15 protein-coding genes are annotated in these 15,234 nt (G+C 42.9%); 7 read left to right on the top strand and 8 right to left on the bottom strand.

Annotated elements, in window-relative coordinates; translation table 11 throughout:
• Positions 1-31 precede the first annotated feature (31 nt).
• The 5 genes from IPL34_RS06850 (at position 32) to hflX (ending at position 6,234) form a co-directional block, all read left to right on the top strand.
• Complete coding sequence (locus IPL34_RS06850) at positions 32-1,669, top strand: S1C family serine protease (protein WP_296839653.1); 1,638 nt, start codon at positions 32-34, stop codon at positions 1,667-1,669.
• A complete protein-coding gene (mutL, locus tag IPL34_RS06845; protein ID WP_296839650.1) occupies positions 1,670-3,616 on the top strand; it encodes a DNA mismatch repair endonuclease MutL in 1,947 nt (648 codons plus the stop codon).
• Positions 3,613-4,551: a tRNA (adenosine(37)-N6)-dimethylallyltransferase MiaA gene (gene miaA, locus IPL34_RS06840; protein WP_296839648.1), complete on the top strand. Its 939-nt coding sequence runs from the start codon at positions 3,613-3,615 to the stop codon at positions 4,549-4,551. The genes mutL and miaA overlap by 4 nt, the downstream gene beginning before the upstream one ends.
• A 147-nt stretch (positions 4,552-4,698) precedes the next feature.
• Positions 4,699-4,926 (top strand): RNA chaperone Hfq, encoded by a 228-nt coding sequence (hfq, locus tag IPL34_RS06835; RefSeq protein ID WP_296839640.1) that lies wholly within the window; start codon positions 4,699-4,701, stop codon positions 4,924-4,926.
• 18 nt (positions 4,927-4,944) lie between these two features.
• Positions 4,945-6,234: a ribosome rescue GTPase HflX gene (gene hflX / locus IPL34_RS06830; protein WP_296839628.1), complete on the top strand. Its 1,290-nt coding sequence runs from the start codon at positions 4,945-4,947 to the stop codon at positions 6,232-6,234.
• A gap of 97 nt (positions 6,235-6,331) precedes the next feature.
• Here the strand turns inward: hflX and rho are convergent, their stop codons facing one another.
• Together rho and trxA are read right to left on the bottom strand one after the other, a co-directional pair.
• Positions 6,332-7,591 carry a transcription termination factor Rho gene (gene rho, locus IPL34_RS06825; RefSeq protein ID WP_296839625.1) on the bottom strand — a complete coding sequence of 420 codons (1,260 nt, stop codon included), beginning with the start codon at positions 7,589-7,591 and terminating at the stop codon, positions 6,332-6,334.
• 289 nt (positions 7,592-7,880) lie between these two features.
• Positions 7,881-8,213 carry a thioredoxin TrxA gene (trxA, locus tag IPL34_RS06820; RefSeq protein ID WP_296839622.1) on the bottom strand — a complete coding sequence of 111 codons (333 nt, stop codon included), beginning with the start codon at positions 8,211-8,213 and terminating at the stop codon, positions 7,881-7,883.
• A 362-nt stretch (positions 8,214-8,575) separates the two neighbouring features.
• Here trxA and IPL34_RS06815 point away from each other — a divergent pair, with 362 nt between their 5' ends.
• Entirely contained in the window at positions 8,576-9,280 is a 705-nt protein-coding gene (locus IPL34_RS06815) for a DUF3108 domain-containing protein (protein ID WP_296839619.1), read from the top strand.
• A gap of 154 nt (positions 9,281-9,434) precedes the next feature.
• Positions 9,435-9,674 carry a YdcH family protein gene (locus IPL34_RS06810; protein WP_296839616.1) on the top strand — a complete coding sequence of 80 codons (240 nt, stop codon included), beginning with the start codon at positions 9,435-9,437 and terminating at the stop codon, positions 9,672-9,674.
• A gap of 92 nt (positions 9,675-9,766) precedes the next feature.
• On the opposite strand, the gene gatC is transcribed toward IPL34_RS06810, so the two are convergent.
• The 6 genes from gatC to IPL34_RS06780 form a co-directional block, all read right to left on the bottom strand.
• The gene (gene gatC, locus IPL34_RS06805; protein ID WP_296839613.1) at positions 9,767-10,054 is read right to left on the bottom strand and encodes an Asp-tRNA(Asn)/Glu-tRNA(Gln) amidotransferase subunit GatC; all 288 of its coding nucleotides are present in this window, start codon (positions 10,052-10,054) and stop codon (positions 9,767-9,769) included.
• Positions 10,055-10,057: 3 nt separating this feature from the next.
• Entirely contained in the window at positions 10,058-11,494 is a 1,437-nt protein-coding gene (gene gatB, locus IPL34_RS06800; RefSeq protein ID WP_296839611.1) for an Asp-tRNA(Asn)/Glu-tRNA(Gln) amidotransferase subunit GatB, read from the bottom strand.
• 12 nt (positions 11,495-11,506) lie between these two features.
• Positions 11,507-12,997, bottom strand: coding sequence for an Asp-tRNA(Asn)/Glu-tRNA(Gln) amidotransferase subunit GatA (gene gatA / locus IPL34_RS06795; protein WP_296839609.1), 1,491 nt, complete (start codon positions 12,995-12,997; stop codon positions 11,507-11,509).
• Positions 12,998-13,187: 190 nt separating this feature from the next.
• Positions 13,188-13,580 carry a type II toxin-antitoxin system VapC family toxin gene (locus tag IPL34_RS06790; protein ID WP_296839607.1) on the bottom strand — a complete coding sequence of 131 codons (393 nt, stop codon included), beginning with the start codon at positions 13,578-13,580 and terminating at the stop codon, positions 13,188-13,190.
• Positions 13,567-13,824: an AbrB/MazE/SpoVT family DNA-binding domain-containing protein gene (locus IPL34_RS06785; RefSeq protein ID WP_296839605.1), complete on the bottom strand. Its 258-nt coding sequence runs from the start codon at positions 13,822-13,824 to the stop codon at positions 13,567-13,569. The genes IPL34_RS06790 and IPL34_RS06785 overlap by 14 nt, the downstream gene beginning before the upstream one ends.
• 220 nt (positions 13,825-14,044) lie before the next feature.
• On the bottom strand, positions 14,045-15,037 hold the full coding sequence (locus IPL34_RS06780) for a cell division protein FtsZ (RefSeq protein ID WP_296839603.1): 993 nt from the start codon (positions 15,035-15,037) through the stop codon (positions 14,045-14,047).
• Positions 15,038-15,234 lie beyond the last annotated feature (197 nt).

Here is a 15,234-nt window from a genome sequence, read left to right as displayed (position 1 = left end):
GCTCCCGATGAGTTGATTTCAGGATTACATAATGAAACTAAAATATATTCACTTTATCACGGTATTGAGTTTAGGGCTGCTAACATCCAATCTTTATGCCGCAGCAAGCCCAGCTAGTGCTTCAGCTAAAGTTGCTGTACCTAATAGTACTGAAATTTTAAGTACTGAAAACGATAAACTAACTCCAGAACAGCGGCGTTTAATTAAAGATGCAGTGATTCATGTGTATGTGGTTAAACATTCTTACGATACCTTATCACCTTGGAATTCAGACACTCAAAAAGGCTCTGGTTCAGGCTTGATCATTGAAGGTGGGCTGATTCTGACCAATGCACACGTAGCGGCGGATGCTACTTTTATCGAAATACAACGCCACGGTGAAACCGAGCGCCACGAAGCGGAAGTGGTTAATATTTCGCACGAAGCCGACCTCGCTTTATTGCGCCCTAAAGATAGAGAAATTTACAAGGATATTAAGCCGCTGGAGCTAGGTGATCTGCCTAAAATGCAGCAACCGATTGAGGTGTACGGTTTTCCCATTGGGGGCAATACCTTAAGCGTAACGCGGGGTGTGGTATCACGTATTGAAAAGCAAGATTATGCGCATACGGGTGAAAATCTATTAGCGGCTCAAGTCGACGCGGCGATTAACTTTGGTAATAGTGGTGGCCCCGTTATTTCTGGTGGGAAAGTTGTGGGCGTTGCCATGCAGTCGGGGTTTTTAACCGAAAATATTGGTTATATGATCCCCACCCCTATCATTCGTCACTTTTTAAGCGATGTAAAAGATAACAAAACGCATGGTTTTGGCTTTCCGGGCTTTTTAGTCCAATCGATGGAAAATCCTTCCATGCGCCGTAAGTATCAATTGGCTAATGACCAGACTGGGGTATTAGTTTATAAAGTTTACTCTGATACCCCTGCGGCTAAGGATAATTTGATTCGTGAGGGTGATATTATTACCCATATTGACGGCCATCCTATTCAAAATAATGGTTCGGTAGAGTTTCGCCCCGGCGAATATATTGATTACACCCACTATGTTGACACGCATCAGTTAGGTGAATCGGTGAAATTTACCTTATTACGCGATTCTAAAGCACAAGACATCACCTTATTACTCGACCGTCCGGGTAAAGAATATTTACTAGTAAAACCGCGTCAATATGATACTCAACCGACTTATGTCATTTATGGCGGTTTTGTATTTATGCCTCTGAATCATAATGTATTACGTGCCTTAGATCCTGTTCCGGTGGAGTTATCGGCTTTATCGCAAGAGCCACCTACTAAAGAGCGTTCTGAAGTAGTATTAATGACCAAGGTACTACCTGCGGACATTAACAAAGACTACCATCATGCTAGTAATGTGGTAATTGCCAAAGTCAATAATAAACCAGTGAAAAACTTCCACGAATTTTATGAGTTAATGGAAGCGAGTAATGAAGAGTTTATTAAGCTACAGGCCGATGATGGCTTCCAAATTGTGATTGAACGCGATGAAGCCAAACGTAAGCAGCCAGATATTTTATTGCGCTATGGTGTGAGTGCAGATCGCTCTAAGGACTTGCTAAGCATTAAAACACCGACTAGCATGGCAGATACCAAAGCGGTTGAAGCTACTACGGCTACCCCTGATAACCCCCAAGACGGCAAACCCAAGATTTAAATGACCATACGGCAACTACCTCCTCACTTAATCAATCAAATTGCAGCAGGTGAGGTGGTAGAGCGCCCCGCTTCCGTCATTAAAGAATTAGTCGAAAATGCCCTCGATGCAGGTGCAACACAAGTCGATATTGATATTGAACAAGGTGGACTCAAACGCATTCGCGTGCGTGACAATGGCTCAGGTATTCCTAAAGACGAATTAGCACTGGCTTTGAGTCGCCATGCCACCAGCAAAATTTTCAGCCTTGATGATTTAGAACATATCCAGAGCTTAGGCTTTCGGGGTGAAGCTTTGCCTAGTATAGCCTCAGTATCGCGCCTTACCTTGCGTTCTAATTTTAGGGAAGCGAATGAAGGCTGGCAGATTCAAGGCGATGGGCACGACATTCTACAAGCCCCAGAACCTACTCCCCATGCGATAGGGACAACCATCGATGTGGTGGATTTATTTTTTAATGTTCCAGCTCGGCGTAAATTTCTAAAGACCGAAGCGACTGAATTTCGCCATATTGAAGAGATGGTGAGAAAACTAGCGCTCAGTCGTTTTGATATTAGCTTTCACCTGACTCATAACCAGAAAACCATCTTACGCCTCAAAGTGCATGAGGATGAATACAGTGCCCCTAAACGTATTAGCGAACTCTGTGGCACTCCTTTTGCTGAGCAAAGTATTTATTTTGATCATGAATTAGCGGGATCACGTTTAAGGTTATGGGGTTGGTTAGGCTTACCAACCTTTTCACGTTCGCAAACTGATTTGCAGTATTTATATGTGAATGGGCGTTATATTCGCGATAAGTATGTTAATCATGCGATTAAACAGGCCTACCAAGATGTACTCTATCAGGGTCGCCATCCAGCTTATGTGCTGTTTTTAGAGCTAGAACCGCAATGGGTCGATGTGAACGCGCACCCTACCAAGCAAGAGGTACGCTTCAGAGAGGGGCGCTTAGTACATGATTTTGTGCAGCAAACGGTGAGTCAGGCATTAGCTAATATTCGCCCGCAAGATCAGCTCCAGCCTACTCAATGGAATACCTCTGAACCGCCAAATGAGGCTATCCCTTTACCTCAATCTCTAGCGGATTATGGTATCAGTACTCCTACTCCTGAGGCGACTGAGTACGCTCAACCCTATTCACCCTCATCATCTAGCCCTACTCCAGCTAATCAGCGTTTTACTTATACCCCTACCTACTCCTCACAAGAGCGGCTGAGCTTACCCGTTCAAGAAACTATGCAGGCTTATAAGCAATGGTTTCAGGCTGAGGATGAGCAGGAAAGCCCCACATTAGCAGTTGCACAAGAGGCTGCTACCCAGAGTGATGTGCTTAATCCTGCTCTATCATTCAATGAGGATATGCCACCTTTGGGTTATGCACTTGCCCAATTACAAGGCATTTATATTCTGGCACAAAATGCACAGGGCTTAGTGATTGTAGACATGCACGCTGCCCATGAGCGCGTCACTTATGAACGCTTAAAACAGAGTATGGGACAAGATTCGATACGCTCTCAACCTTTGCTAGTGCCTCTAAGCTTTACGGTTAGTAAAATGGAGGCTGATTTAGCAGATCAATACGCGACTTTACTAACCGAGCTAGGTTTTGAAATAAGTGTTATGGGTATAGAAAAACTGGTGATACGCGCCGTACCTAGTTTGCTCAAAGACGGTGACATTGAACAATTAGTGCGTGATGTATTAGCGGATCTAAACACCTATGGCAATACACTACGAGTACAGCAAGCGATCAATGAAATTCTTGCCACCATGGCGTGTCATGGAGCAGTACGGGCTAATAGAACCTTGACCTTACCTGAAATGAATGCCTTACTCAGAGAAATGGAGCGCACTGAGCGTAGTGGGCAATGTAATCATGGGCGTCCTACTTGGGCGCAAATGAGTTTGGCACAAATTGATAAATTATTTATGCGTGGGCAATGACTACAACCTTACCTCCCGCTATTTTTTTAATGGGTCCCACTGGCACAGGCAAAACCGATTTAGCCGTAGCGATACGCCAGCAACTACCCGTAGAAATTATCAGTGTTGATTCGGCGCTGATTTATAAGGGTATGGATATTGGTACAGCTAAACCCGATGCTCAGACACTCGCCCAAGCTCCGCATCGTTTGATTGACTTTCTGGATCCGGCACAACCCTATTCTGCTGCTAACTTTCGTGAAGACGCCTTACGGGAAATGCAAGACATAACGGCTGCTGGACGTATTCCCCTCTTAGTGGGAGGGACCATGCTGTATTTTCGCGCTTTAGAGCATGGTTTGTCCGTACTGCCTGATGCTGATCCTGAGATTCGTGCTCAATTACTCTCTGAAGCAGAGACTTTGGGTTGGCAATATTTGCATGATCAATTAAAAACTATTGATCCTGTAGCGGCTGAGCGTATTCACCCTAATGACCCGCAACGTTTACAACGTGCTTTAGAGGTGTATCGAATTACCGGACAATCATTAACAGACTTACAAAGAGCTACTCAACAAGCAAAATGCCCTTATCGACTACTAAAGTTGACTCTTATGCCAGAAAATCGTCAATGGTTGCATGAACGACTTGCGCAAAGGTTCGACATCATGTTAGAACAGGGGCTGTTAGAGGAGGTTGAGAGACTTTTCCAGCGTGGAGATTTACATACTGCCCTACCTGCTATTCGTTCAGTAGGTTATCGTCAAGTTTGGGAGCACCTTGAAGGTAAAATAGACTACAACACCATGCGCAATCGTGCTATTGTAGCCACGCGGCAGCTTGCAAAACGTCAAATAACTTGGTTGCGTTCAGAAACTGATTTATACAACTACAGTCCTGAACAACTTAACCTTCCATCGATTATTTATAACGTCTCGGCGTTTATTAATAGATAAATGGATAAGTCGGATAGACTGATGTTTTTACCCATTCTCAAAACTGGTAAGCTTTTAACCGTCGAAGAAATAAACGACTGGCTAGCGTCTCCTGTTGACGTTAGACCATAACAACCACAAACCCGAAAAAGACTTTAGGAGAAAAGCATGTCGAAAGGGCACACGTTACAAGAACCCTTCCTCAACGCACTGAGAAAGGAACGGATTCCAGTGTCTATTTATCTTGTTAATGGAATTAAATTACAGGGGCACGTCGAGTCATTTGATCAATTTGTAGTGCTATTAGGTAATACCGTTAATCAATTAGTGTATAAGCACGCCATTTCAACGATTGTTCCCGCCCGCCCTATTAAACTCAATTTGGCTAATGAGTAATAAGGTGGTTGCCCAATAGTGGAGCTATTCGAGCGTCCTAATGCGGGTGAAAATGCCATACTGGTGCAGATTAAACTCGCTTCTGTTCAGCAAGCTCCTGACCCACAGGAGTTCGCTGAATTAGCTAAATCAGCCGGTGCTGAAGTTATTACCCTACTAACGGGATCCCGCCCTACTCCCGATAGACGTTATTTTATTGGTGAAGGCAAAGCTGACGAATTAAAAGCCTTAGTGGAGGCTCACCAAGCCGATCTCGTGATTTTCGATCATTCATTATCTCCCGCCCAAGAACGTAACCTAGAACGCTTTTTACAATGTCGTGTGTTAGATCGCACAGGATTAATACTCGATATTTTTGCTCAGCGGGCGCGTAGTCATGATGGTAAATTACAAGTTGAACTGGCTCAGCTCAAATATATGTCTACGCGTTTAGTACGCGGTTGGACGCATCTTGAACGCCAAAAAGGAGGCATTGGTTTAAGAGGTCCGGGCGAAACTCAATTGGAAACCGACCGCCGCCTATTAGCCGAACGCATTAAGCAAATTAATAAACGCTTAGAAAAGGTACAAAATCAACGCGAACAGGGACGCCAATCTCGGCGTAAAGCTTCAGTGCCTACCGTATCGTTGGTAGGTTACACCAATGCGGGTAAATCGACTTTATTTAATACCCTAACTAAAGCGGATGTGTATGCAGCCGATCAGCTATTTGCCACGCTAGACCCTACTTTACGCAGTTTAACCCTCCCTAATCAGCAAGATATTATTCTGGTGGACACCGTAGGATTTATTCGTAATCTGCCCCACGATTTAGTAGTCGCTTTTCGCTCTACTTTGCAAGAAACGGTTGAAGCTGATTTATTGTTGCATGTTATTGATAGTCACGATGAGCAGCGCGATCTTTTTATCGAACAAGTTAATGCTGTTATTCAAGAAATTGGTGCTGAGCAAGTACCCCAGATTGAAATTTATAATAAGATAGACTTAGATAATCAAACTCCTAGAATCGAACCCTCCGATGGTACAACTCCTACCCGAATTTTTATTTCGGCGCAGCAAGGTTTAGGTATCGATTTGTTGTTGAATTATTTAGGTGATTATTTTTCAACTCAAGTCTTTACTGGAGTAGTTCAGTTAGAAGCTAAGCACGCTAAATTACGCGCTCAGCTTTATAAAGAAGAAGCTATCACTGCGGAAACCATTAATGAATTAGGGGATTATGTGTTAACTCTTAAAATTGATCAGCCTCTATTCGATAAACTACTTAAAGAAGCACAATTAGAATTAACTGATATTTTGCCAGAGTAAAACCATTAATACGGCTCTTAATGCTAAATGTTGCTCACCCCAAAAAATCATAATAAAAAGGCGCTAAATGCGCCTTTTTTATGGGGATAATGAGCGTTTAATTACGCCGCATAGTGTCGAAAAACTCACTATTCATTTTAGTCTTAGATAGTCTTTCATATAAGAATTCCATCGCCTCTAATTCATCCATACTGTGTAGGAATTTGCGTAGAATCCAGAGGTTTTGCAATTCATCTTGAGTCGTTAATAACTCCTCACGACGTGTACCAGAACGATTAATATTGATGGCAGGGAAAACGCGTTTTTCAGCAATACGACGATCTAAATGCACTTCCATATTACCCGTGCCTTTAAATTCCTCGTAAATCACATCGTCCATTTTAGAGCCAGTATCAATTAAAGCGGTAGCTATAATAGTGAGACTACCCCCCTCCTCGATATTACGCGCAGCACCAAAGAAACGCTTAGGGCGATGCAGGGCATTCGCATCCACCCCACCGGTCAATACCTTACCGGAAGAGGGCACGACGGTATTGTAGGCACGAGCTAAACGGGTAATCGAATCCAGTAGAATCACTACATCCATTTTGTGCTCGACTAAACGCTTGGCTTTTTCAATCACCATCTCGGCGACTTGGACATGACGGGTAGCAGGCTCATCGAAGGTCGAAGAAACCACTTCGCCTTGTACCATACGCGACATTTCGGTCACTTCTTCAGGGCGTTCGTCAATCAGCAGGACAATGAGATAGCAGTCTGGATAATTGGAGGTAATACTTTGCGCGATATTTTGCAGCATTAACGTTTTACCCGCTTTAGGCGGTGCGATAATTAAGCCACGCTGTCCTTTACCAAACGGAGCCACAATATCAATGACCCGTGCGGTAATATCCTCGCTACTACCATTACCACGCTCCATTCTAAGGCGTGAGCTTGGGTGTAAAGGGGTCAGGTTTTCAAATAAAATCTTATTGCGTGCGTGCTCTGGCGCTTCCATATTAATGGTATCGACTTTGAGCAAAGCAAAATAACGTTCACCTTCTTTAGGGGGACGTATTTTCCCTGTTACCGTGTCTCCCGTGCGTAGACCAAAACGGCGAATTTGACTAGGTGAAACATAAATATCATCCGCCCCAGCTAAATAGCTCGAATCTTGGGAGCGCAGGAAACCAAATCCATCCTGCAATATTTCTAATACACCATCGCCATAGATGTCCTCACCATTTTGGGCATGTGCTTTTAAAACAGCGAAGATAATATCTTGTTTCCGGGCGCGGGAAACACTATCAAGCCCCATAGATTGAGCTAATTCAAACAGCTCTGATGTCGGTGTCTTTTTTAATTCAGATAAGTTCATAGATGGAATAGATACGCTGAAGGCATATAAATTTAAGGGAGTACTTGTCCCCTGCTCAAGTTACTACTTAATTTAGCGAAGTAGAATTTTAATCAGAGTCTCAATAAGCCTTACTATTCAATAATCATCTTGGAAGGTATAGGCACTATACGAGAGCTTTGGGACAAAACTGAGGAAAATAACCCAAGGAAAGGCTATTTGTCTAACGCTAACATGATTACTAATCGATGTCTAGTCAATTTCTTTCAGGTGCAGGAATAGACTAAAATTTCCTGCACCTTAAGCATGGTTATAGATTTTGGTTTAAAAACGCTACTAATTGCGTTTTGGATAAAGCACCCATTTTAGTCGCTTCCACCTGACCATCCTTAAACAGCATCAAAGTAGGAATACCTCGCACTCCATAGCGCCCAGGTGTATTAGGATTGTTATCTATATCTAGCTTAGCAACCTTCATACGACCTAAATAGTCCAGCGCTATTTCCTCTAAAATCGGTGCGATAGCCTTACAGGGGCCGCACCATTCTGCCCAATAATCTACTAAAACCGGAATATTGGACTTTAATACATCCTGCTCAAAGGAAGCATCAGAAAGATTTACAATATGCTCATTCTCGCTCACTGCTCATTCTCCATTTCGAGTTATAGGTTAGTGTTAGTACCTTGAGTCTACACTGGCTCTTGACTACACAGGTCATCTCACCTTTTGTGCTAATGATTTATCAACTTAGTTAAAGCGTATGTGAATACCCCACCCAATTGTGACATTTACACTGCTTTTATCAGTCTCACCCTTCAACTAGCACACTTATCCAATAGAACTACCACCTCACTCTCATAGTTTGCGCCTGATAGGTTTGGCTCATATAACATAGCGTCTAGAGGTTATATATCTGTTGCGCTCTACATCGACTTATTGAACTATGACTCTCGATAATAGTCCAATAGTACTATCATAAGGCTAAAAATTAAGGATACGCTACTATGTTAAGACCCCATTATTTCTGTGGGCTAATATTACTAGGCTTAAGTACCTACAGTACTACTGCTTTAGCGGAACTCAAATCGTATCAAGCCACCTATCAGGTTGTTAAGTCCGGGCTTACTCTAGGCACAATGAACACTCAAATCCAGATCGCTGGATCCCATTATAACTATACTCGCCAAACCCAAGCGAATGGTTTAGCAGCTATGATTAGCGGCGACCGCCTAACCGAACAAGCACAAGGTACGCTTAAAGGCGCTCAATTACTCCCTAAAAGTTATCTATATGATCACAAAAATAAACGTAAAGAACGCCGTGATCAATTTCAATTTAATAACTCCACCCAAGTGACGGGGCAAAAAAACGGTGAGTCCTATGCGCTGAATGTCCCTGCTGGAACCTTAGACCCGTTGAGTATGGAATTAAAATTAATGGATGATTTAGCCACTAATCGTCCCCTGAACTATCGCGTCACCGAAAAAGGTGAACTCAAAAGCTACCAAATTCAAAAGCTAGGCAACGAACAACTGACCGTACCTGCTGGACAATTTAATACGGTTAAAGTGCAAGTGGCACGCAGCGGTAATGAGCGCCAAACCACCTTTTGGTTAGCGCCTACACTCAATTATGCACCGGTCAAAATGCGTCACAATGAAGAAGGTGACATTATCGAAACACAACTACTCAGCCATAGCGCACGCTAGGCTAAGTTAACTGTGTGGCTAAAGGGGTGGTCAATCCTGACCGAATAGGGCAGCTCATCTGCCCTATTATTTTAAGGGCTTTTGTTAAATTCAATTGCAATCAACCGAAGCTCTTTTTAATATCAAGCACCTTTTAAGCTTAGGAGTAATGCCCATGTTTGGTGAATCACACAACTTAGCGGATGAGTTGCCAGAATTCAAAGATAAAATCTCTCAACTGAAAACTGAAAATGCTCATTTTGCCAAATTATTTGGTGAGTATGATGAAGCTGTACACCAATTGCATCGCGTAGAGCAAGGTATTGAAGTACATGCGGATGAGGTGGTTGAAGCAATGAAATTAAAGCGTCTGCATCTCAAAGATGCTTTATACGATATGCTCAGAAAAGCCTAAGCTATTTCAGTAGCAGTAGGCTGCATTTATTCTAAGCCCCTTAGAGCCTTAACTCTAAAGGGCTTTTTCATATCTCACTCAAATACACTGATTTAATCAATAACCTGAGGCACTAGGTATAAACCCTCCTCTACCTCAGGAGCGATTTTCTGATACTCATCACGATGATTCGTTTCAGTCACTACATCTTCACGTAAGCGCTGCGTGGCATCGTGTGGGTTCGCCATTGGTATAATCCCTGTGGTATCAATCGCCTCTAGCTGATCGGCTAAGACTAAAATATTGGATAAACTACTGGCATATTCACAGGCTTTGTCGTCGGATACCGCCAAACGCGCCAAATTAGCAACCTTTTTCACTTCATCAATCGAAATAGACATACCTTACCCCGCTAACTTTTGTTTTAAGAGGTCATTGAGAGTGGCTGGATTGGCTTTGCCTTTGGAGGCTTTCATAGCTTGCCCTACGAAGAAACCAAACATTTTTTCCTTACCACTACGATACTCCGCGACTTGCTTAGGATTGGCCGCGATAATCTCATCAATAATCGCTTCCAGCGCCCCCGTATCGGTAATTTGGACTAAGCCTTTAGCTGCGATAATGCTGTCAGCCGTACCCTCACCTTCCCACATGGCATCTAATACGTCTTTAGCCATCTTATTGGAAATCGTATTGTCCTGAATGCGCTTTAACAAACCCATTAAATCATCGGCTTTAATCGGTAACTGCTCAAACCCTAACCCAGCGCGATTAAGCCGAGCAGCTAACTCCACATTCATCCAATTGGCAGCAAGCTTAGCATCACCTGTGCTCTTAGCGACTGCTTCAAAATACTCGCCCTCTTCGCGGCTTTGCACTAATAACCCAGCATCATAAGCACTCAAGCCATATTCGCTCATAAAGCGTGCTTTTTTAGCATCGGGTAATTCAGGCAAATTAGCCCGTGCCGCTTCAATATCCGCCTCAGTCACGATCACGGGTAATAAATCAGGATCAGGGAAATAGCGGTAGTCGTTGGCATCCTCTTTAGAACGCATGGAGCGCGTTTCGTCCTTATCAGGGTCGAATAGGCGCGTCTCCTGCACAATTAAATGCCCCTTACCCGCTTCAATCAGATCAATATGCCGCGCCACTTCGTGATAAATAGCACGCTCAATAAAGCGGAATGAGTTAAGGTTTTTAATCTCAACCCGCGTACCAAAGGGTGTATTAGGTTTATGCACCGAAACGTTCACATCGCAACGGAATGAGCCTTCTTGCATATTGCCATCACAAATACGTAAATAACGCACTAATGAATGCATTTTTTTGACATAGGCGACTGCTTCTTTAGCACTGCGAATATCTGGTTCGGATACGATTTCAAGCAGTGGCGTGCTAGCGCGATTGAGGTCAATACCCGATTGATTGACAAAGCCTTCATGCACTGATTTACCCGCATCTTCTTCTAAATGCGCACGGGTAATGCCTATACGTTTAACCGTGCCATCCTCTAGCTCAATATCTAAATGCCCTTTGCCTACAATTGGTAGTTCATATTGGCTGATTTGATAGCCTTTAGGTAAATCGGGATAGAAGTAATTTTTACGCGCAAACACCGAGCGCTTACCAATCTCAGCATCCAGTGCTAAGCCTAATTTTATGCCAAATTCGACCGCTTTCTTATTCAGCACTGGAAGCACGCCGGGCATAGCTAAATCGACTAGATTTGCTTGTGTATTCGGTTCAGCACCATAGGCGGTAGATGAACCGGAAAAGATTTTACTTTGAGTGGCTAATTGAGCATGAATCTCTAAGCCAATAACGGTTTCCCATTCCATCACTACCCCTCCTTATGCAAACTGGGCGGGCATACGAGTATGCCAATCCGTTAATTGTTGATATTGATGCGCAATATTGAGGAGTCGCGCCTCATTAAAATAATTACCCACGATTTGCATGCCTACGGGTAGACCCGTTTGAGTGAAACCAACGGGAATACTCATCCCCGGCAAGCCCGCGAGACTGACCGGAATGGTATATAAATCCTCTAAATACATAGCGACCGGATCATTAATTTTCTCGCCAATTTTAAAGGCTGCGGTGGGTGCACAAGGCCCCATAATCACATCCACATCCTTAAAGGCTTGGACGAAATCATCTTTAATCAGGCGGCGTACTTGTTGCGCCTTGAGGTAATACGCATCGTAATAGCCTGCGGATAAGGCATAAGTGCCAATCATAATCCGGCGTTTGACTTCCTCACCGAATCCTTCGGCACGAGTACGCTTATATAGGTCCGTTAAATCGTTGGGATTATCACAGCGATAACCATAACGCACTCCATCAAAGCGCGATAAATTCGAGGACGCCTCAGCCGGAGCAATAATGTAATACACCGGAACGGCTAAATGGCTATTAGGTAAATCGACTTCTTTTACTGTAGCACCTTGCGCTTCAAAGGCTTTAATCGCCGCTTGAATAATAGTACCCACTTCATTATTTAAACCTTCAGCAAAGAATTGCTTAGGCACACCGATACGTAAACCTGCAATAGGGTTATTTAAGGTGGCGGTGTAGTCGGGCACAGGCTCGGTACTACAGGTAGAATCGCGCTCATCGAATCCAGCGATGACATTGAGGGTTAATGCACAATCTTCAGCACTCACTGCCATAGGACCGCATTGGTCAAGACTGGAGGCATAGGCAATCATGCCATAGCGTGAAATACGTCCGTAGGTGGGTTTAATGCCCGTGATACCGCAGAAGGAGGCAGGTTGACGAATGGAGCCACCCGTGTCACTCCCTAATGCCATTGGGGTTAAACGAGCTGCCACGGCTGCTGCTCCACCGCCTGATGATCCCCCCGGAACGTGTTCAGCATTCCAAGGATTGAGTACACAACCATAAGCCGAGGATTCATTAGACGAACCCATAGCAAACTCATCCATATTATTTTTGCCCAGCAATACACCACCCGCTTGTTTGAGCTTGGTAGTGACGTGAGCATCATAGGGAGAAATAAAATTATGCAGGATTTTCGAGCCTGCGGTAGTGAGTACGCCTGCGGTGCAATATAAATCTTTTAAAGCGTAGGGAATGCCTGCTAGGGGATTAGTCAGCTCACCTGCACGAATGCGATTATCAATAGTTTGCGCACTGTGTAGGGCGCTGTCTTTAGTGACAGTGATATAGGCATTGAGGGCTGGCTCTAAGCGCTCAATACGCTCTAGGTAGGCTTGGGTCACTTCCATGACAGAAAACTGTCCCGAAGTAATCCCCTGATGCAGCGCCTTAATCGACAATGCTGTCAATGCACCGGAGGTCGAATCGGTATGAGACATGAATTTCTCCGTTGGACGGGATGGTGTTAGTTATATGATGGGGTGGTTATTGTGATTAGCATACCCCACCGCACCTAGGATAAAGGTTAGGGATTATAACAGATGGGCGGTCACTGCCACTAGATTAAGCCTGTGACAAACTGGAATAGCGGTGGGTCGCAATGCAAGGGCATGGTTTGTATTAAAAACGCTATTTTAATACCTTGAACGCTGGTGTAATTCCCGCTTTGCTGGCAGCTTTGCAAAACTCACCGTCAAAGGTATGGAGTAAACTCTCTCCACAGATACACAAGTGCAGAGCATCAGCAAAATCAGCCCCTAACTTAAACCACTCAATTGCTTGCCCTACTTCCGTTGAACTTTCTATGAAGATGTTCTCAGTAATTAAGGTGCGCTCAAAAAATGCTGCTATATTGCTACGAGACACTTTATAGACTGAACGAAGTACCCATTCTGTTTCCAATAAGACCGTTCTAGAAATAAAAACTGGATTATTATTAATTAGTTGCTCTGCAATATCAGCTTGGCGCTGGTCGTCATTAACCGCAATTCTTACTAATAAGTTGGTATCAAAAGCGATCATTGGTGTACTCAACAGGTTTGCAGAGGGCTTCAGTGGGTACAGGCTCGCCTGTATGTTGTAAAAATCCTCTCAAAGACTTGGCTGAAAGTTTTGGTTGTTGAGAGGTTTTGGTTTGGAGCATGACGCCATATTCTGTTGTCACCAGTATCAACTCGACACCAGTCTCCCAATGCAAAGAGTCACGCACCTCTTTAGGTATAACAATTTGTCCTTTGCTAGATAATCTAACGGTAGCTGCCATCATAGCCAAAACCTCAAGTAAGATTCATGGTAAGAAACTTAATTATGGTGGACTTGGTATTAGATGGCAAGTTATAACGTCAATCTGATGGGCGCGGTGGGGCGTCACTTTGGCGAAATCGGGGCTATCACCGCGTTCGTTGTCGACACACTTATTGGAGCATTATCAATAAACGAACTGTGGTATGGCTTCTGGTTGGTGCGTCGTCGATCTTATTAAATAATCAATCTACAATTCCAGTGGCAATAACAGAAACAAATATAGCCCCTGTTTTTTCCTCATCGTATACTGCGCCAAAAACGATATTAGCATCTTCATTTACCTCATCTTTTATTCTATTCAAAATTGAATCTATTTCGAACAACGTTAAATCATCACCACCTGTAACATTAACTAGAAAGTTTTTTGCTTTTTTAAAAGATAGTTGATCCAGTATTGGATTAGACATAGCATCTAGCACAGAGGAAATAGCCCTATCCTCACCTGAACCATATCCTGTGCCTATTACAATCTGACCACAATTGCTCAATACAGACTTCACATCAGAAAAATCAACAGTTATCAGGCCATCCTCAACAATCAAACTAGAAATAGATTCAATACAGTTTTTAATTACCTCATCAGACTTTAAAAACATTTCTCTAAAAGTTGTTGCTCTATTTTGTGTTTTAAATAGTTTTTTATTTGGAATGACGATCAATGCATCGACATGCTTCCGCATTTCGTCTAATCCTTTTTTGGCAATTATGAATTTATTTTTTTCCTCAAAATCGAATGGTTCTGTCACAACACCGATAATCAAATTATTGTGATCATCCTCAATACTATTTCCGCTTACTATTTTTTTTCTGTTTTCTTGAGTATATTGCGCTATTATTGGTGCTACCCAAGTTCCAGTACAACCACCTAATCCTGCTATAATAAAAACTATATCGCTATTAGATAAATGGAAAATGATTGTATCCTTATACTTTAAAGATGCCTCATCGTTTAGATCCAACCCTTTGATTAAACTATCATCAAGTTGTATTTTAATCTGAGCTTTGCTCATGGATAATGCTTGAGTATCTGTGTTTGCCACTAAAAAACTAACATTTAAACCATTATCTATCATGTGGTCAACAGCATTTCCAGCGGCATTACCAACACCAATGACAGAAATCTTCGGTAACTGGTGTGAAAAATCATTTTTTAATGGTAAGTTATCATCATTCACTTAATTGCTCTCCACATAAATATATGTATAATATTAGCAAAAAACTTAACCATTGAAAGCAAAACAACCTTCTTTTTTGCAGATGATAGAGTTAGCCACAGAATAGTTACGAATATGCTTATAAAGTATCTAAGTACGTATGTCTAAGTTTTCGTATATAACCACTATTGAAAATCAATACTTTATATACTATGAAT

The sequence above is a fragment of the Thiofilum sp. genome (assembly GCF_016711335.1).
Taxonomy (GTDB): Bacteria; Pseudomonadota; Gammaproteobacteria; order Thiotrichales; family Thiotrichaceae; genus Thiofilum.
The sequence above is the reverse complement of the archived record's forward strand: the minus strand, read 5'-3'. Positions and strand labels throughout refer to the sequence as shown.